The sequence below is a fragment of the Streptomyces sp. BI87 genome (genome assembly GCF_025957665.1).
GTDB lineage: Bacteria > Actinomycetota > Actinomycetes > Streptomycetales > Streptomycetaceae > Streptomyces > Streptomyces albidoflavus.
This window is the reverse complement of record NZ_CP110079.1, coordinates 6,149,966-6,166,735: the sequence shown is the minus strand read 5'-3', so window position 1 is coordinate 6,166,735 and position 16,770 is coordinate 6,149,966. Positions and strand designations below refer to the sequence as shown.

The window sequence follows — 16,770 nt, the reverse complement described above, 5'->3', positions numbered from 1 at the left end:
CTAGCGACGATAGGGGGCGCCGGAAACTTGGTCAAGACCAATCCTGCGGTGAACCCGGGGCGCCCCGGCACATTGCCGTACAGCGTTCACGCATCGTTCGTATGCGCCACACAGGGGGACGTACGCCGCACCACGCCGTTCACGCGACGGCCGCCCGGCGCGCGGCACGCGGGGCCGCCAGGGGCTACCGATCGGTAGGGCTTACTGACAAGCTGTCCAGCAGCACAGGCCAAGTCCAGCGCGGACCCCGCGCGTTCACGTCGAGGAGCTGCATGACCGCCACCGCCTCCTTCCGCATCGACACCCCCGCCGGTTCCCGCGAGGTGAGCGCCGTCCACGAACGCCACGGCTCCGGCGAGCCGGTGGTCCTGCTGCACGGCATAGGGCACCACCTCCAGGCGTGGGAGCCGGTCACCGGCATCCTCGCCGCCGAACGGGACGTCGTCGCCGTGGACCTGCCCGGCTTCGGCGCCTCCCCCGCCCTGCCGGACGGCGTCCCCTACGACCTGCCGACCGTCGCCCGGACCCTGGGCAAGCTCTGCGAGACGCTGGGGCTGGACCGCCCGCACGTGGTGGGCAACTCCCTGGGCGGCCTGCTCGCCCTGGAACTGGGCCGCCAGGGACTGGCGCGCACGGTCACGGCCCTCTCGCCGGCCGGCTTCTGGAGCGAGGGCGAACGCCGGTACGCCTTCGGCACGCTGCGCGCGATGCGGCAGGCGGCCCTGGCCATGCCGCTCCCGGTGGTCGAGCGGGCGGCCCGCACCGCCGCCGGGCGCGCCGCCCTCACCAGCACCATCTACGCCCGCCCGGCACGCCGCCCGGCGGCAGCCGTGGTCGCCGAGACGCTGGCGCTGCGCGACTGCACCGGCTTCGAACCGACCCTGGCGGCCGGCCGCGACGCCCTCTTCACCCACGATGTCCCGGACGTCCCGGTGACCGTCGCCTGGGGCAGCCGCGACCGCATCCTCCTGCGCCGCCAGGGGGTACGGGCCAAGCAGGTCATCCCCAAGGCCCGCCTGATCCGCCTCCCCGGCTGCGGACACGTCCCGATGAACGACGACCCGGCCCTGGTCGCCCGCGTCATCCTGGACGCCACCCGCTGAGGACACCGGGACGGGCCGGGGTGCGCGTCATCCCGGCCCGCCCGGGCCCGTCCGCCCTGGTCGGGGCAGATTGCCCCTTGCTGACGTCGACCACCCTCACCACGGAGTCCGGTGCCGAACGTCTCCTTGCGCCTCGCAGACCTTGCCGACAAGCCCACGGCCGAACGCCTGTGGCTGATGTTCCGACACGACATGTCGGAGCTGGAGGGCGACCTGCCCGACCCTGACGGTTCCTTCCGGGACGAATGGCTTCACCTGGCCTTCTCCGGACGCGATCGGGCACCGTATCTCCTGACGCGCGGTGACCGGCCCGTCGGGTTCGCGTTCGTCCGCGGTCTGCTCGGTCCGACGCGCGTGATGAACAGCTTCTTCGTGGTGCGCGGAGCACGACGGGCGGGGACCGGGACGCAGGCCGCTCGGGGCGTCGTGGCCCGGCATCCGGGGCCGTGGGAGATCGCGTTCCAGGATGCCAACGCGGGGGCGGTGCGGTTCTGGCGGCGCGTCGCCACGGAGATCGCCGGCGACGCCTGGACCGAGGAGCGCAGGCCGGTGCCGAACCGGCCGGACCTGGCACCCGACGTCTGGATCTCGTTCAGCACCACAGCCGGACCGAGCGACGTCCGCCCTGCCGACGACGGCGCGTAGGCGCTCGGCGGCGTCGCGGTGGCGGTCGGCCGGGGTGCGGGCGATCCCGGCGTCGGTCGAGGGGTCAGATCCAGCCCCTTCGGTCCTGGGGGCAGCCCCCGCCGAACGGCGGATGTTCACTGGGGGTTCGCGTCGGCGCCGCTCGTCCCACCCCGTACGGCAGCAGAGTGGCGCCCGGACACCTCGCCCCGGTACCGACGAGCAGGAGGCCCCATGAGCCCCGCCCCCGACCACCACTCCGCCGGCGCGGCGGGCTCCGCCCGAGTAGACCGGCGGCGGCTGCTCACCGGGTCGCTGGCGGCGACCGCAGCCCTCGCGCTGCCCGCGGCCGGCGCGGCCCCGGCCTTCGCCCGGTCGGGGCGTCCAGCCGCCCGCTGGGGTGTGCAGGCCGGTGACGTGGGGGCGGACGGGGGTCTGGTCTGGGTGCGGTCCGACCGGCCGGCCCGCATGGTGGTCGAGACCTCAGCCACCGAGTCGTTCCGCCACCCCCGGCGCTTCCAGGGGCCGTTGCTCGGGCCGGGCACCGACTTCACCGGCACCACCCGGCTGCGCGGACTCCCCTCCGGCCAGCAGATCCACTACCGGGTCCTGCTCGCCGACCCCGACGACCCGCGGCGCGGCGGCGAACCCGTCGCCGGCACCTTCCGTACCGCCTCGCCCCGCCGCCGCGACGTGCGGTTCACCTGGTCCGGGGACATCGCGGGACAGGGCTGGGGCATCAACCCGGAGCGGGGCGGCTACCGGGTCTTCGACGAGATGGCGGCGCTGGACCCGGACTTCTTCCTGTGCAGCGGGGACACCATCTACGCCGACAACCCGATCGAGCCGCAAGTGACCCTGGCGGACGGCCGGATCTGGCGGAACATCACCACCGAGGAGAAGGCGAAGGTCGCCGAGACGCTGGACGAGTTCCGGGGCAACTTCCGCTACAACCTGCTGGACGCGCCGCTGCGGCGGTTCAACGCGCGGGTGCCGTGGATCGTGCAGTGGGACGACCACGAGGTGCACAACAACTGGTACCCGGGCCAGCTCCTGGACGACGACCGCTACACCGAGAAGCGCGCCGACGTACTGGCCGCCCGGGCGCTGAGGGCCTTCGGCGAGTACTTCCCCGTCTCCACGCTGCCCGCCCGCACCGCCGACCGGGCGGGCCGGGTCTACCGGGTCCTGCGGCACGGCCCCCTGCTCGACGTCTTCGTGCTCGACATGCGAAGCCACCGGCGGCCCAACTCGCCCGGCCGGGAGGCCGACGACGCGGTGGGCATCCTCGGTGCCGAGCAGCTGGCCTGGCTCAAGCGGGAGCTGTCCCGCTCACGCGCGGTCTGGAAGGTGATCGCCTCGGACATGCCGCTCGGCCTGGTCGTCCTCGACGCCGACAAACACGTGGAGGCGGTGGCGCAGGGCGACCCGGGGGCGCCGCTGGGCCGGGAACTCCAGATCGCGGAGCTGCTGCGGCACATCAAGGACCGGCGGATCACCGGCACCCTCTGGCTCACCGCCGACGTGCACTACACCTCGGCCCAGCACTACCGGCCCGAGCGGGCCGCCTTCGGGGACTTCGCGCCGTTCTGGGAGTTCGTCACGGGCCCGCTGGCGGCCGGCGGCTTCCCGGCGGTCGGGCTGGACGGGACGTTCGGGCCCGAGCAGGTCTTCGTCCAGGCGCCCGACCGGGCCAACGTCTCCCCCGCCGAGTCCCCGCAGTACTTCGGCGCGGTCGACATCGACGCCGGGAGCGGGGAGCTGACCGTGCGGCTGCGCGCGGAGGGCGGCCGGACGCTGTTCCGCAAGACGCTCCAGCCGGGGCTGGTCGGCCAGTGAGCGGGCGCGGGCGGTGGGCGCAGTCCCGGCGAAAGGGACCTAAGCGCGCTTAACCAGTCGGTCACAACACGTTCGTGATCAGGCAACACCGCTCCTCCACAGTGGAGGCATGACGATGGAGACGACTGACACGACACCCGCGGCCGAGACGGGGACGGGAGCCGGGGCGGCCCCCGCGGCGGCCGCCGGGAGCGCGGCGCGGGGCCGCTCCCGCTGGGCCAGGCGCTCCGGCCGCCGCGCCCCGGCGCCCGGGACCCACCACTGGCGGCGGGACCTGGTGGAGCTGGCCGGCCTCTTCACAGCCGTCGCGGTGGCGGACGCCATCGCCAAGACCGTGGTGAACGGCCCCCGGGGTCCGGTGATGCTGCTCGCCTCGGCGGTGGCCCTGCTCGTCACGGCGGCGGTGCACTGCTGGTGGGCACGGCGCCATCCGCACGCCCCGCCCCCGGCGGATACCGGGCCCGCAGCGGGCACCGCCGGGGACCTGGACGCCGCCCCCGAGGGGGCGCCGGGCGCGACGACGCTGTGGCGGATGCGGACCACCGTGCGGGACGAGCCGGGCTCGCTGGCGCAGCTGTGCGGAGCCCTGGCCCAGCGGAAGGTCGACATCCTGAGCCTCCAGACGCATCCGCTGGCCGAGGGCACCGTCGACGAGTTCCTGCTGCGGGCGCCCGAGGGTCTGGCCGCCGCCACGCTGACCCGTACGGTCGCCGGGGCGGGCGGCAGCTCCACGTGGGTCGAGCGGGCCGACACCCACGACCTGGTCGACGCCCCGACGCGGGTCCTGGGCCTCGCCACCCGCACCGCGCTGGACCCGGCCGAACTGCCGCTGGCCCTGCGCCAGTTGCTGGGCCGCTGCACGATCCGGTCGGTGCCGGCGGCCCGGGCGGAGGCGGACGGGCAGGCGGTGCCGGTGGAGGGCGTACTCGACGGCACGGTGCTGCGGCTGCGTGCCCCGGGGGACGGGGTGGTCACCGTCGAGCGGCCTCATCTGGCGTTCACGCCGACCGAGTTCGCACGGGCGCGGGCGCTGGTGGAGCTGGACAGCCGGCTGGGCACGCGGCTGCCGCGGACCCGGCACGTGATGACGCTGGACCGGGGCGAGGAGGTGACGGTGCAGCGCGCCGACGCCGAGGACCTGGCCGAGGCCCGCGCCCTGCACGAGCGCTGCTCGCCCGAGACGCTGGCCAAGCGCTACCACGGCCCGGTCCGCGACGCCGACCGCTACCTGGACCACCTGCTGAGCCCTCGGTTCGGCCGGACGCTGGCCGCGCGGGACACCGAGGGCCGGATCGTGGCCCTCGGGCACCTGCTGTGGGACGGCGACGAGACGGAGATCGCGCTGCTGGTGGAGGACGCCTGGCAGCGCCGGGGCATCGGCGGCGAACTCCTCGGCCGGCTGGTCGCGATGGCCGTGGAGGCGGGCGGTGAGAGCGTCTACGCCGTGACGCAGGCGTCGAACACCGCGATGGTCGCCGCCATGCGCGGCCTGGGCCTCCCCCTCGACTACCAGATCGAGGAGGGCACCCTGGTGATCACCGCCCGCCTGGACGTCACTCCGGTGTGCTCCCGGCCCGCGTACGACCTGCGTCCCGGGAGTGCCCGTCCCGGGCGCTGACCGGCTCGCCCTCCCCGGCTCCGTTCCCGGCCTCCGTGCCGAGGGCGGAGTCGAGGTCGTTCCAGAGGTCGTCGGCGTCCTCCAGGCCGACCGAGAGGCGCAGCAGCCGGTCGCTGACGCCGTGGGCGTGGCGGTCGTGGGCGTCGACCACGCGGTGGCTGATGGAGGCGGGGTGCTGGATGAGGGTGTCGACGCTGCCGAGGCTGACGGCCGGGGTGATCAGCCGGACGCCGGCGACGACCTGGTGCGGGTCGCCCGCGGTCTCGAAGGCGATCATGGCGCCGCCGACGGCCGGGTAGTGGACGCGGGTGACGCGCGGGTCGGCGCGGAGCCGTTCGACCAGGGTGGCGGCGGTGGCGGAGGCGGCGCGCATCCGGACCGGCAGGGTGGCGAGACCCCGCAGCAGCAGGTAGCCGGCGAGCGGGTGCAGGACGCCGCCGGTGGTGAAGCGGACCTGGCGCAGGGTGCGGGCGAACTCCTCGTCGCAGGCGACGACGCCGCCGAGCACGTCGCCGTGGCCGCCGAGGTACTTGGTGGCGCTGTGCAGCACGATGCGGGCGCCCAAGCCGGCGGGCCGCTGGAGGACGGGGGTGGCGAAGGTGTTGTCGGCCAGCAGCGGCACGGTGCCGCAGGCGTGGGCGACGGCGCGCAGGTCGATCTCGGCGAGGGTGGGGTTGGCGGGGGTCTCGACGAGGACCAGGCCGGTGTCCGGGCGGATGGCGTCGGCGATGCCGGCCGGGTCGACCCAGGTGACCTCGGTGCCGAGCAGCCCGGTGTTCAGCAGGTGGTCGCTGCACCCGTACAGCGGGCGCACCGCGACGACGTGGCGCAGGCCGAGGGAGGCACGGGCCAGCAGGACGGCGGTGAGGGCGGCCATGCCGCTGGCGAAGGCGACGGCGGCCTCGGTCCCCTCCAGCCGGGCGAGGGCGGTCTCGAAGCGGCCGACGGTGGGGTTGCCGAGGCGGGCGTAGACGGGCGGGCCCTCCAGCTCGGCGCCGGTGGCGGCGAAGGCGTCGAGCCGGGCGGCCTCGGCACGGCTGTCGTGGGAGGGGTAGGTGGTGGAGAGGTCGAGCGGCGGCGCGTGCAGGCCGAGGGCGGCGAGGTCGTCGCGGCCCGCGTGGACGGCTTCCGTGGCCAGGGCCCGGGGTGCGGGCGGCGGCGTGGCGGGGGTGTGCGCGGCGTCGTTGGTCATGGGCCGAGGGTGCGGGGCCGTCCGGCGGTGGCGGCCAAGCCCCGTGCTACGTTCGCCGGATGACCGATTCTGTCGTACTGGACACGGTGGATCTGCGGATTCTGCGGCTGTTGCAGAACGACGCCCGGGCGACCTACCGCGAGCTGGCCGAGGCGACCGGGGTGGCCGCCTCCACCTGTCTGGACCGGGTGGCGCGGCTGCGCCGGTCCGGGGTGATCCTCGGGCACCGGCTGGAGCTGGACCCGGCGAAGCTGGGGCGCGGGCTCCAGGCGCTGCTGTCGGTGCAGGTGCGGCCGCACCGGCGGGAGCTGGTCGGGCCGTTCGTGGACCGCATCCGGGCACTGCCGGAGTCGCGGGCGGTCTTCCATCTGACGGGCCCGGACGACTACCTGGTCCACGTCGCGGTGGCGGACATGACCGATCTCCAGCGGCTGGTGCTGGACGAGTTCACCTCGCGGCGGGAGGTGGCGCGGGTGGAGACGCGGCTGATCTTCCAGCAGTGGGAGTGCGGGCCGATGCTGCCGCCCGGGACGGCCGGGACGGGAAGGTAGTGACGCCGGGGGCCCGGCCGTACGAGGATGGGCCCCATGTCAGAGTTGAAGAACCCGTTGCCCCGTCAGGTCGCCGACGCCTACGTCGACGACCTCATCGCCCTCGACCCGATCACCGGTACGTACCTCGGAGTGGCGGAGAGCTCCGGGAAGCTGCCCGACTTCTCCCCTGCCGGACGGCAGGCCGCGGCCGACCTGGCGACCGCGACGCTGGCCGCGCTGGACGAGGCGGAGCGACGCCCCGGCGGGGACAGCGAGGAGGAGCGGCGGTGCGCGCGGCTGCTGCGCGAGCGGCTCACCGCCGAGCTGGCCGTCCACGAGGCCGACGAGGACCTGCGGGCGGTCAGCAACATCCACTCCCCCGCGCACTCGGTCCGCGAGGTCTTCACGGTCACCCCGACCGGCACCGAGGAGGAGTGGGCCGCCGTGGCGGAGCGGCTGCGCGCCGTGCCCGCGACGCTGGAGGGGTACCGGCAGTCCCTGGAACTGGGCCTGGAGCGCAAGCTGTACGGCGGCCCGCGGCCGACGGCCACCTTCGTCGGTCAGCTCACCGAGTGGGCGGGCGAGGAGGGCCGGCCGGGCTGGTTCGAGACCTTCGCGGCGGACGGCCCCGAGGCGCTCCGCGCCGAGCTGGACGCGGCGGCGGCCGGGGCGAGCGCGGCCGTGGCGGCGCTGCGGGACTGGATGCGCGACGTGTACGCGCCGGCCGTCGAGGGGCAGCCCGACACGGTGGGCCGGGAGCGCTACCAGCGCTGGTCCCGCTACTTCAACGGCACCGACCTGGATCTGGACGAGGCGTACGCGTACGGCTGGTCGGAGTACCACCGGCTGCTCGGTGAGATGCGCGCCGAGGCGGAGAAGGTGCTGCCGGGCGCGGCGACGCCCTGGGAGGCGCTGAAGCACCTGGACGAGCACGGGGCGCACATCGAGGGCGTGGACGAGGTCCGCGACTGGCTCCAGAGCGTGATGGACGAGGCGATCGAGGCGCTGGACGGGACCCACTTCGAGCTGGCGGAGCGGGTGCGCCGGGTCGAGTCGCGGATCGCCCCGCCCGGCGGGGCCGCCGCGCCGTACTACACCGCCCCCTCCGAGGACTTCTCGCGGCCGGGCCGGACCTGGCTGCCGACCATGGGCGAGACCCGCTTCCCGGTCTACGACCTGGTGTCGACCTGGTACCACGAGGGTGTCCCGGGCCACCACCTCCAGCTGGCGCAGTGGACGCACGTGGCGGAGAGCCTCTCCCGCTACCAGGCGACGGTCGGCATGGTCAGCGCCAACTGCGAGGGCTGGGCGCTCTACGCGGAGCGGCTCATGGACGAGCTGGGCTTCCTCACCGACGCGGAGCGGCGGCTCGGGTACCTGGACGCGCAGATGATGCGGGCCGCGCGGGTCATCGTCGACATCGGCATGCACCTGGAGCTGTCCATTCCGGACGACTCGCCGTTCCACCCGGGCGAGCGGTGGACGCCGGAGCTGGCCCAGGAGTTCTTCGGCATGCACAGCGGCCGCCCGGCGGAGTTCGTGGAGAGCGAGCTGACCCGCTACCTCTCCATGCCCGGCCAGGCGATCGGCTACAAGCTGGGCGAGCGCGCCTGGCTGCTGGGCCGGGCCAACGCCCGCGAGGCCCACGGCGAGGCCTTCGACGCCAAGGCGTGGCACATGGCGGCGCTGTCGCTGGGGTCGCTGGGCCTGGACGACCTGGTGGACGAGTTGTCGAAGCTCTGACGCGTACGGGGCCGGGCGCTCGCGCCCGGCCCCGGGGCGCGCCGGCCCCGGTCAGCGCCGGAAGCCGCCCTCGGAGTCGATGACCTGGCCGGTGATCCACCCCGCCTCGTCGGTGGCGAGCCAGGAGAGCAGCCGGGCCGGGTCGTCGGGCATGCCCCACCGTCCGGCGGGGAAGAGCCCGGCGATGTGGTCGTACGCCTCGCCGGTGAGGTAACCGGTGTCAACCGGGCCGGGGTTGACCGTGTTGACGGTGACGCCGAGCGGGGCGAGCGTGGTGGCGAGGGAGCGGGTGGCGGAGGCCAGGGCGCCCTTCTGGAGGCTGTAGGCGATCTCCTCGGGCATGCCGCCGCCGTGGTCCTGGCCTGAGGTCATCATCAGGACGCGGCCGGGCGGGACGTCGCCGACGAGCGCGGCACGGTGCCGGGCGTACGCCTGGATCAGCAGGATCACCGAGCGGGTGTCGACCGCCCAGTGGGCGTCGAGGGCGCGGGCGTCGATCGCGTCGAGCGGGCCGTCGTCACCGCTGCGGGCGTGGTTGGCGACAAGGATGTCGAGCCGCCCGCCGAGGGCTTCCACGGCGTCGGCGAGGAGCTGGGCCGGGGCTTCGAGGCCAGCGAGGTCGGCGGGCCCGTGGGTGACCCGGGCGCCGGGCGCGGCCAGGGCTTCGCGTACGGATGCGGCGACGTCTGCGGGGTCGTCGGCGCCCCAGGGCTGGGCGGCGTCGTGCGGGACGTGGTGGTGGAGGTGGACGCTGGCGCCGTACGCGGCCAGCCTGCGCGCGACGGCATGGCCGATGCCGCTCCGCCGGCTGGCACCGGTGACGAGCGCGGTGCGGCCGCGCAGCGGCAGCGGGTCGCGGGCGAGGCCGGCGGGGACGGGTACGGGAAGTTCAGCCATGCCGCCATGGTCGCGGGCGGACCACCCTGGGTCCACGTGAATTTCCGGGCCCGGGGTGCCCAGGGGCTTCGGGGCGCCTCAGCAGCCGCAGTCGTCCGCCGCGCGGAGGGGTGCGGTCAGCGGGTCGGGGGCGGTGGTGCGCGGGCCGTCGGCGGTGTCGTAGGGGAATCCCTCGCGGACCCAGTACTCGAAGCCGCCGAGCATCTCCTTGACGCGGAAGCCCTGTTCGGCCAGGGCGAGGGCGGCGCGGGTGGCGCCGTCGCAGCCGGGGCCCCAGCAGTAGGTGACGACGGGGCGGGCCGGGTCGAGGAGTCGGCCGGCGAGGGCGGGGACGGAGGCGGTGGGCAGGTGGACGGCGCCGGGGACGTGGCCCTGGTCCCAGGCGGCGGTGGAGCGGGAGTCGACCAGGGTGAAGCCGGGGGCGCCGGTGGCGAGGTCGGCGGCGACGTCGGAGACGTCGGTGTGGCGGGCGAGGGCGGCGCGCAGGAGGGCCGCCGCCTCGGCGGGCGGGGCGGGCGGCACGGCGAGGACGGCGGAGAGGGAGTCCCCGGTGGCGGCCGGTGCGGGCGAGGTGGGCTGTGGGGCGGGGCTGAGCTGCTGGTTCATGAAGTCGAATCTAGATTCGGGCGGCCGCTCCCTGAAGGAGTGATCCCCGGCAATCCGGTTGATCCGCCGGGGATGCCGCTGCTAAGGATGCGCCATGACCGAGTTTTCCCCGGACGCCACCGACTGGCGCATCCTGGAGGCCCTCCAGCGGGACGGGCGGGCGAGTTTCGCCGAGCTGGCGCGGGCCGTGTCGATGTCGGCGAGCGCGGTGACCGAGCGGGTGCGGCGGCTGGAGGAGGCGGGGATCGTGCGCGGCTACACGGCCGTGGTCGATCCGGAGCGGCTCGGGTACGCCATCCTCGCCTTCGTCCGGCTGCGCTACCCGAACGGCAACTACAAGCCCTTCCACGACCTGGTGGCGGCCACCCCGCAGATCCTGGAGGCGCACCACGTGACCGGGGACGACTGCTTCCTGCTCAAGGTCGCGGCCCGTTCGATGCGCCACCTGGAGGAGGTGACGGGCCGGATCTCCGGACTCGGTTCGGTGACGACCAGCATCGTCTACTCCTCGCCGCTGGCCCGGCGGGCGATCGGCCCCTGACCCGTCAGCCGCCGGTGCCGTGGACCCGCAGCCGCGAGCCGTCCCGGCCCTTCACCACCTCCAGTTGGGCGTGGACGCGGCGGCGCAGGTCGGCGACGTGGCTGACGATGCCGACGCTGCGGTCCCGCTCGCGCAGCGTGTCCAGGACGTCGAGGACGTCGTCGAGGGTCTGGTCGTCGAGGCTGCCGAAGCCCTCGTCGATGAAGAGGGTGTCCAGCCGCACCCCGCCCGCCTCGTCGGTGACCACGTCGGCGAGGCCGAGGGCGAGGGCGAGGGAGGCGAAGAAGGTCTCGCCGCCGGAGAGCGTGGCGGTGTCCCGCTCGCGGCCGGTCCAGGCGTCCACGACGCGCAGCCCGAGCCCGGAACGGCCGCGTCCGGAGCGGTCGGCGGTGTGCACCAGGGTGTAGCGGCCGCCGGACATGCGGTGCAGCCGCACGGTCGCGGCCGCCGCCACCTGTTCGAGCCGGGCGGCCAGCACGTACGACTCCAGCCGCATCCGGCGTTCGTTCTCGGTGGAGGTCCCGGCGGCCAGCTGCGCCAGACGGGCCACCCGCTCGTACTGTGCGCGCAGCGGTCCCAGGCGCCGGGCCTCGGCGGTGGCCTGCCGGGAGAGCGTGTCGAGCGCGGCGGTGTCGCGGGCGGCCGCCTCGTCGGTGGCGGCGGCGGCACGCAGGCGCAGGTCGGCGCGGCGGGCCCGGTCGGTGGCCGCGTCCGGGTCGGCGGGCGGCAGCGCGGCGGCCTCGGCGGTGGCCGCCTCCGCGAGCGCGGACCGGACTTCGGCCTCCTCCAGCCGGCGGGCGTCGACGGCGTGCTGGAGTTCGCGGTGGCCCGCGTCGTCCAGGACGGCGGCGGCCGCCTGCTCCGGGGTGTCGAACCCGGCCCGGTAGGCGGCGTCGGCGAGGTGCGCGTCGGCCTCCTTGAGCCGGCCGGCGCTCTCCTCGGCGGCGCGGGACGCCTCGGCGGCCTCGGTGAGCAGCGCGGCCCGCTCCTCCAACTGGCGGGCGCGTTCGGCCACTCCGGCGGCGCCACCACGGGCCTGCGCCAACTCCTCTTCCAGGACGCCCTGTTCCCGTACCAGGCTGTCGCGGAGGGTGGCGCGGGCGGCGGCCCGGCGCTCGGCCGCGTGGCGCTCGGCGAGGCGGCGCTCGTGCTCCCGCCCGGCGGCGTCGAGCCGGTGCCGGACGGCGTGCAGCCCTTCGGCGGCCGCCCTCGCCCGCTCGTACTCCTCGGCGAGCTGCCTCGCCTCGGCCGCCAGCCCGGCGACCTCGGCGGTGGTGGCGGCGGCCGTCGCGGCGGCCAGCTCCTCCCGTACGACGCCCAGGGCGCGTTCGGCCTCGGCCCGTCCGGCGTCGCTCCGGCGGTAGGCGGCGTGCGCCGCGTCCTCGGCCCGCTGGTCGACATGGCCGGCGGCGCGGGTGGCCGGGCGCGGGTGGACGGTGGCGCCGCAGACCTCGCAGGGCTCGCCGTCGGTGAGGCGGTCGGCGAGTTCGGCGGCGATGTGGGCGAGCCGGGTCTCCTTCAGCTCCAGCCAGTGCCGTTGCGCGGCGGCCGCCTCCTCGCGGGCGGTGAGCGCGGCGGCGCGGGCCCGGTCGGCGTCGGCGGCCAGGGTGTCCCGGCGGCGGGCGGCGGCGAGCCGTTCGCGGGCGGGACCGAGGAGGGCGGCGAGCCGGTCGGCGTGGGCGGCGGCGTCGCGCGCCTCGGTCTCCTCGCGCTGGAGCGCGACGCGGGCGGTGTCCCAGCGCTCCAGCCAGTCGGCGGTCTCGGCCAGCAGCGTCTCGTCGGCCTGCTCCTCGCGGTCGACGCGGGCCAGTTCCCCGGTCAGCTCGGCGTGGCGCCGCTCGGCCCGGCGGGCGGAGGCGAGCGCGCCCAGCTCCTCGACGGCGGTGCGGGCGAGCGCGGCCAGCCGGGTGGCGGGGGCGGCGTGTTCGGCCGGGAGCGCGGCACGGGCCACCTCCTCGGCGCGGCGGGCCCGGGCGTGGGCCTGTTCGGCGGCGTTCCTGAGGTCGAGCGCTCCCTGCACGGCGGCGGCCTTGCGGGCGCGGGCGAGGCGGGTGAGTCGTTCCTCGTGGGCGTCGGCGGTGGCGGCCAGCCGCTCGCGGCGCGCGCGCAGTTGTCCGGCGCGCTGCTGGAGGCGGTGGAGTTCGCGGGCCTCGTCCAGGGCGCGGCGGGCGGCGGCCTGTTCCTGCTCGGCGGCGGTGAGGGCGAGGCGGGCGACGGTCCGGCGTTCGCGCAGGGTGGAGCGGGCGGTGGCGGCCCAGCCGAGCACCTCGGCGGCAAGGCCCGGCTCGCCCGGCTCCGCCTCGGGGACGGGTACGCCGGTGGCCTCCCCCGCGACCTGCCGCATCCGCTGGAGGGCGGCGAGCAGCACCCGGTCGCCCTCCTGGACGCGGTCGGCGGCGGCCCGGCGCAGCTCGGCGAGGTGCTGTTCGACGGCGGCGAACCGGCGGGTGTCGAAGAGCCGGCCCAGCAGCCGCCCCCGGGCCTCGGCGTCGGCGCGCAGGAACCGGGCGAAGTCCCCCTGCGGCAACAGGACGACCTGGCAGAACTGCTCCTTGCTCATGCCGAGCAGCTGGGTGATCTCCTCGCCGGTCTCCTGGTGGGAGCGGCTGAGGTCGCGCCAGGTGCCGGTCGCGGGGTCGTACTCGCGCAGCCAGGTCTGTGCCTTGTCGACCGTGGTGCCGGCGGCGCGCTTCTTGGGGCGCTCCCAGGCCGGCTGCCGGGTGACCTCCAGGCGGCGTCCGGCGACGGTGAGGTCGAGGACGACCTCGGCGCGGGCGTGGGGCGCGGCGTGGTCGCTGCGCAGCCCGGTGCCCTGGGCCCCGGTGGCGCGCTCGCCGGGCAGGGAGCCGTAGAGGGCGTAGCAGACGGCGTCCAGGACGGAGGTCTTGCCGGCGCCGGTCGGGCCGTGGAGGAGGAAGAGCCCGGCGGCGCTGAGCGCGTCGAAGTCGATCTCGTGGGCGCCGCCGAAGGGGCCGAAGGCGGTGATGCCCAGCCGGTGCAGCCTCATCGGTGGACCTCACCCAGGTGGTCGGCGGTGCGGACGGCGTCCAGGGCCTCGCGCAGCAGGGCGCGTTCGGCGGTGTCGGGGCCGACGCCGCCGCGTACGTGGCCGACGAAGTCCTCGGCGATCTGCCGGTCGTCGCGGCCGCTCAGCCGCCGGGCGTACGAATCGAGAGCCTCCTCCTCGCTCCGGTCGGGGGCGAAGACGAGGCTGAGGGTGTGCGGGAACCGCTCCTGGAGGCGGGCCATCGGGTCGGCGGGCCGCACGGCGTCGGTGAGCGTCACCTCCACCCAGGCGTCCGCGTGCCCGGCGAGGCTCTCGTCGGCGAGCAGTTCCTCCAGGGTGCCCCGCAGCCGGGCGAGCGGGCGCGGCACAGGGCAGTCCAGCCGCGCGGCGCTCACCTCTCCTTCGGCGTCCAGGTCGACGAGCCACATGCTCTTGCGGTGGTCCGCCTCGGAGAAGGAGTACGGCAGCGGGGAGCCGGCGTAGCGGATGCGCGGGGTGAGGGTCTGGCAGCCGTGGAGGTGGCCGAGGGCGGCGTAGTCGACGCCGTCGAAGACGTCCAGGGGGACGGCGGCGACCCCGCCGACGGTGATGTCCCGCTCGCTGTCGCTGACGGCGGCGCCGGTCACGAAGGCGTGGGCGAGGACGACGGAACGGGTGCCCGGCGCGCGCCCGGCGAGGTCGGCGCGGACCTGGTCCATGGCGGCGCGCAGCACGGCCTCGTGGCCGGCCCGCTCGACCCCGAGCACGTCCTTGACCAGGGCCGGTTCGAGGTACGGCAGTCCGTAGAAGGCGACGTCGCCGTGGCGGTCGGCCAGGACGACGGGCTCGCCGCAGGCGGCGGGCGAGGTCCGCAGGTGGATGCCGGCGCGGTCGATGAGCCCGGCGCCCACACCGAGGCGGCGGGCGGAGTCGTGGTTGCCGGAGATCATTACGGTGGGGATGCCGGCCTCGGCGAGCTGGTGGAGGGCGGAGTCGAAGAGTTCGACGGCGGCGAGCGGCGGGACCGCCCGGTCGTAGACGTCCCCCGCGACCGCCACCACGTCGGCCTCCCGCTCGCGGGCGGTCTCGACGAGGTGGCTGATGAAGCCGGCCTGCGCGCCGAGCATGCTCACCCGGTGGAAGGAGCGCCCGAGATGCCAGTCCGAGGTGTGCAGAATCCTCACCACACCCCACCGCCCCACATGGCCACCCGCACCCTGCCTCCCGACCCGTCCCGCCCACACCGGCCCGACACCGGCACGCACCACGCTAACGCCGGCCACCGACAACCCGGTCACGGGCCCGGGCGGAATGCCCGGTTCCGGTGAGTCTGGATCGACTGATCCGGCGGGGCGGCTACGGGCCCGAGAGGACCATCGCGGCCACGACCACTCCCAGCAGCCCCGCGTAGGCCCAGGCGTGGACGCGGTCCGGGACGCGGGGCGGGTGGCGGCGCAGCAGGGCGATGACGGGCAGGGCGCCGAGGAGCAGGGCCGTGGCGGCCCGGAGGTCGACGAGGCCGGCCAGGGCGCCGTCCGCGACGGCGGGGGCGGGAGTGGTGGCGGAGGCGAGGGCGAGGTGGAGGGCGGCGGCGGGGAGGGAGAGGGCCAGGGTGAGGGGGTTGGCGAGGGCGGCGGCGACGCGCATCGGGTGGCCGGCCCGTCGCATGGCGGGGACGGTCATGACGCTGCCGCCCACGCCGAGGAAGGCGGCGACCGCTCCCACGGGCGCGCCGACGAGGGCCGGGAGGGGGCGGGGCGGCACGGACGCGTCGGCCTGTCCGCGTGGGCGCAGGAAGCCAGGCCGCAGGAGGACGTCGGCGAGGGTGACGGCGGTGTAGGCGACGAACGCCCAGTGGGTGAGGGCGGCCGGGGCGAGGCGGGTCGCGAGGGCGCCGGCCGCGCCGCCGGCGGCCAGCAGGAGGAGGAGCGGGCCGCCGCCCCGGAGCGTGGCGAGGGTCCGGCGCGGGGTGACGGCGGTGGCGAAACCGGCGTTCACCACCATCACCACCACCGAGGTGGCCACCGCCACCCGCGTCGCGTCCCCGCCCAGCGCGGAGTCGGCCCACACCACGACCGGCACGGTGACGAACCCCCCGCCGAAGCCGAAGAGCACCGTGGTCGTTCCCGTCAGCAGCCCGACACCGAGCAGCACCAGCAGATCCATGGCCCCCACCTCACCAACCACCCGGGGGCGCCCGCATGCGATGCCCGGCACGATTCCTTCGCGACCCGGCCAGGGGCGCGGGTACGGTGACCCGGTGCGGAACATCCCCCTGGACGAGGTGGACCACGTCGAGCGGGCCGTCCTGCCGATCGGCACCGACTATCCGCCCGGGCACCTGCTGGACTGGCACGAGCACCGGCGGGCGCAGTTCCTCTACGGCGCCACCGGCGTCATGGTCGTCGACACCGCCGACGGCTCCTGGACCGTCCCGCCCGAACGGGCCGTCCTCATCCCGGCGGCCACCCGGCACCGGGTGCGGATGCTGGGGGTGAGCACCCGCAGCCTGTACGTCGAACCGGACGCCGTCCCCTGGTGGCCCGCCTCCTGCACGGTGGTCGAGGTCTCCCCGCTGCTGCGGGAACTCCTCGCGGTGGCGGTCGGTTTCGAGGCCGGCTACAGCCTGTCGGGGCGGGAGGGCGCCGTCGCCACCCTGATCCTGCACGAGATCGACGCCGGCTCGCCGCTCCCCTTCCACCTGCGGGTCCCCGCCTCCGCCGATCTCGCCCGGCTCTGCCACGCCTACCTCGCGGCTCCCGACGCCGGCGCCACCAACGCCGCCTGGGCGGCCCGGGTGGCGATGAGCGAACGCGCCTTCACCCGGCGGTTCCGCGCCGAGACCGGGGACAGCCCCGCCGTCTGGCGCCGGCGGGCCCGCCTGCTGGCGGCCGTACCGCTGCTGCGCCAACGGTCGGTCACCGAGGTGTCGGGCCGCGCGGGCTACGCCTCGCCCGCCGCGTTCACCGCGGCCTTCACCCGGAGCTTCGGCATGCCGCCGTCCCGGTTCGCGGGGCCCGCGAACCGCTCCTGACCCGCCATGTGATCACCGTCACGCGGGAGTAGCGGTCCGGCTGTCGCCCGAACG

14 protein-coding genes are annotated in these 16,770 nt (G+C 75.8%); 8 read left to right on the top strand and 6 right to left on the bottom strand.

Going from position 1 to position 16,770, the window contains the following annotated elements:
- Window positions 1–272 precede the first annotated feature (272 nt).
- The 4 genes from OIM89_RS27600 (at window position 273) to OIM89_RS27585 (ending at window position 5,184) form a co-directional block, all read left to right on the top strand.
- Entirely contained in the window at window positions 273–1,103 is an 831-nt protein-coding gene (locus OIM89_RS27600; protein ID WP_030695249.1) for an alpha/beta fold hydrolase, read from the top strand.
- A gap of 111 nt (window positions 1,104–1,214) precedes the next feature.
- Window positions 1,215–1,748, top strand: coding sequence for a GNAT family N-acetyltransferase (locus OIM89_RS27595; protein WP_151170160.1), 534 nt, complete (start codon window positions 1,215–1,217; stop codon window positions 1,746–1,748).
- 213 nt (window positions 1,749–1,961) lie between these two features.
- Window positions 1,962–3,566: an alkaline phosphatase D family protein gene (locus OIM89_RS27590; protein ID WP_030695247.1), complete on the top strand. Its 1,605-nt coding sequence runs from the start codon at window positions 1,962–1,964 to the stop codon at window positions 3,564–3,566.
- A gap of 115 nt (window positions 3,567–3,681) precedes the next feature.
- Window positions 3,682–5,184 carry a GNAT family N-acetyltransferase gene (locus tag OIM89_RS27585; protein ID WP_030695246.1) on the top strand — a complete coding sequence of 501 codons (1,503 nt, stop codon included), beginning with the start codon at window positions 3,682–3,684 and terminating at the stop codon, window positions 5,182–5,184.
- On the opposite strand, the gene OIM89_RS27580 is transcribed toward OIM89_RS27585, so the two are convergent.
- Window positions 5,120–6,376, bottom strand: a complete 1,257-nt coding sequence (locus tag OIM89_RS27580) for a trans-sulfuration enzyme family protein (protein ID WP_030695245.1) — start codon at window positions 6,374–6,376, stop codon at window positions 5,120–5,122. The two genes, OIM89_RS27585 and OIM89_RS27580, sit on opposite strands and share 65 nt — an antisense overlap.
- A gap of 59 nt (window positions 6,377–6,435) precedes the next feature.
- Here OIM89_RS27580 and OIM89_RS27575 point away from each other — a divergent pair, with 59 nt between their 5' ends.
- Together OIM89_RS27575 and OIM89_RS27570 are read left to right on the top strand one after the other, a co-directional pair.
- Entirely contained in the window at window positions 6,436–6,927 is a 492-nt protein-coding gene (locus OIM89_RS27575) for an Lrp/AsnC family transcriptional regulator (RefSeq protein ID WP_030695244.1), read from the top strand.
- A gap of 36 nt (window positions 6,928–6,963) precedes the next feature.
- The gene (locus OIM89_RS27570; RefSeq protein WP_264491698.1) at window positions 6,964–8,652 is read left to right on the top strand and encodes a DUF885 domain-containing protein; all 1,689 of its coding nucleotides are present in this window, start codon (window positions 6,964–6,966) and stop codon (window positions 8,650–8,652) included.
- Window positions 8,653–8,703: 51 nt separating this feature from the next.
- On the opposite strand, the gene OIM89_RS27565 is transcribed toward OIM89_RS27570, so the two are convergent.
- The gene (locus OIM89_RS27565) at window positions 8,704–9,549 is read right to left on the bottom strand and encodes an SDR family oxidoreductase (protein WP_264491697.1); all 846 of its coding nucleotides are present in this window, start codon (window positions 9,547–9,549) and stop codon (window positions 8,704–8,706) included.
- A 78-nt stretch (window positions 9,550–9,627) separates the two neighbouring features.
- The gene (locus OIM89_RS27560) at window positions 9,628–10,155 is read right to left on the bottom strand and encodes a rhodanese-like domain-containing protein (RefSeq protein WP_030695241.1); all 528 of its coding nucleotides are present in this window, start codon (window positions 10,153–10,155) and stop codon (window positions 9,628–9,630) included.
- A 94-nt stretch (window positions 10,156–10,249) separates the two neighbouring features.
- On the opposite strand from OIM89_RS27560, the gene OIM89_RS27555 reads away from it, so the two are divergent.
- A complete protein-coding gene (locus OIM89_RS27555) occupies window positions 10,250–10,696 on the top strand; it encodes an Lrp/AsnC family transcriptional regulator (protein WP_030695240.1) in 447 nt (148 codons plus the stop codon).
- Window positions 10,697–10,700: 4 nt separating this feature from the next.
- On the opposite strand, the gene OIM89_RS27550 is transcribed toward OIM89_RS27555, so the two are convergent.
- From OIM89_RS27550 to OIM89_RS27540, 3 genes are all read right to left on the bottom strand, one after another.
- A complete protein-coding gene (locus tag OIM89_RS27550; RefSeq protein ID WP_264491696.1) occupies window positions 10,701–13,703 on the bottom strand; it encodes an AAA family ATPase in 3,003 nt (1,000 codons plus the stop codon).
- Window positions 13,700–14,866 (bottom strand): exonuclease SbcCD subunit D, encoded by a 1,167-nt coding sequence (locus OIM89_RS27545; RefSeq protein WP_264491695.1) that lies wholly within the window; start codon window positions 14,864–14,866, stop codon window positions 13,700–13,702. Before OIM89_RS27545 ends, OIM89_RS27550 begins: the two co-directional genes overlap by 4 nt.
- A gap of 172 nt (window positions 14,867–15,038) precedes the next feature.
- Window positions 15,039–15,848, bottom strand: a complete 810-nt coding sequence (locus OIM89_RS27540) for a TSUP family transporter (protein ID WP_175458213.1) — start codon at window positions 15,846–15,848, stop codon at window positions 15,039–15,041.
- A 94-nt stretch (window positions 15,849–15,942) separates the two neighbouring features.
- On the opposite strand from OIM89_RS27540, the gene OIM89_RS27535 reads away from it, so the two are divergent.
- The gene (locus OIM89_RS27535; protein WP_047467752.1) at window positions 15,943–16,716 is read left to right on the top strand and encodes an AraC family transcriptional regulator; all 774 of its coding nucleotides are present in this window, start codon (window positions 15,943–15,945) and stop codon (window positions 16,714–16,716) included.
- Window positions 16,717–16,770: the final 54 nt, after the last annotated feature.

What these genes read in the sequence shown, in the direction of transcription:
- OIM89_RS27600 (WP_030695249.1), top strand. Translation starts at nt 273, where the DNA reads ATGACCGCCACCGCCTCCTTCCGCATCGACACCCCCGCCGGTTCCCGC.
- OIM89_RS27555 (WP_030695240.1), top strand. Translation starts at nt 10,250, where the DNA reads ATGACCGAGTTTTCCCCGGACGCCACCGACTGGCGCATCCTGGAGGCC.
- OIM89_RS27590 (WP_030695247.1), top strand. Translation starts at nt 1,962, where the DNA reads ATGAGCCCCGCCCCCGACCACCACTCCGCCGGCGCGGCGGGCTCCGCC.
- OIM89_RS27550 (WP_264491696.1), bottom strand. Translation starts at nt 13,703, where the DNA reads ATGAGGCTGCACCGGCTGGGCATCACCGCCTTCGGCCCCTTCGGCGGC.
- OIM89_RS27585 (WP_030695246.1), top strand. Translation starts at nt 3,682, where the DNA reads ATGGAGACGACTGACACGACACCCGCGGCCGAGACGGGGACGGGAGCC.
- OIM89_RS27570 (WP_264491698.1), top strand. Translation starts at nt 6,964, where the DNA reads ATGTCAGAGTTGAAGAACCCGTTGCCCCGTCAGGTCGCCGACGCCTAC.
- OIM89_RS27575 (WP_030695244.1), top strand. Translation starts at nt 6,436, where the DNA reads ATGACCGATTCTGTCGTACTGGACACGGTGGATCTGCGGATTCTGCGG.
- OIM89_RS27580 (WP_030695245.1), bottom strand. Translation starts at nt 6,376, where the DNA reads ATGACCAACGACGCCGCGCACACCCCCGCCACGCCGCCGCCCGCACCC.
- OIM89_RS27540 (WP_175458213.1), bottom strand. Translation starts at nt 15,848, where the DNA reads ATGGATCTGCTGGTGCTGCTCGGTGTCGGGCTGCTGACGGGAACGACC.
- OIM89_RS27560 (WP_030695241.1), bottom strand. Translation starts at nt 10,155, where the DNA reads ATGAACCAGCAGCTCAGCCCCGCCCCACAGCCCACCTCGCCCGCACCG.
- OIM89_RS27565 (WP_264491697.1), bottom strand. Translation starts at nt 9,549, where the DNA reads ATGGCTGAACTTCCCGTACCCGTCCCCGCCGGCCTCGCCCGCGACCCG.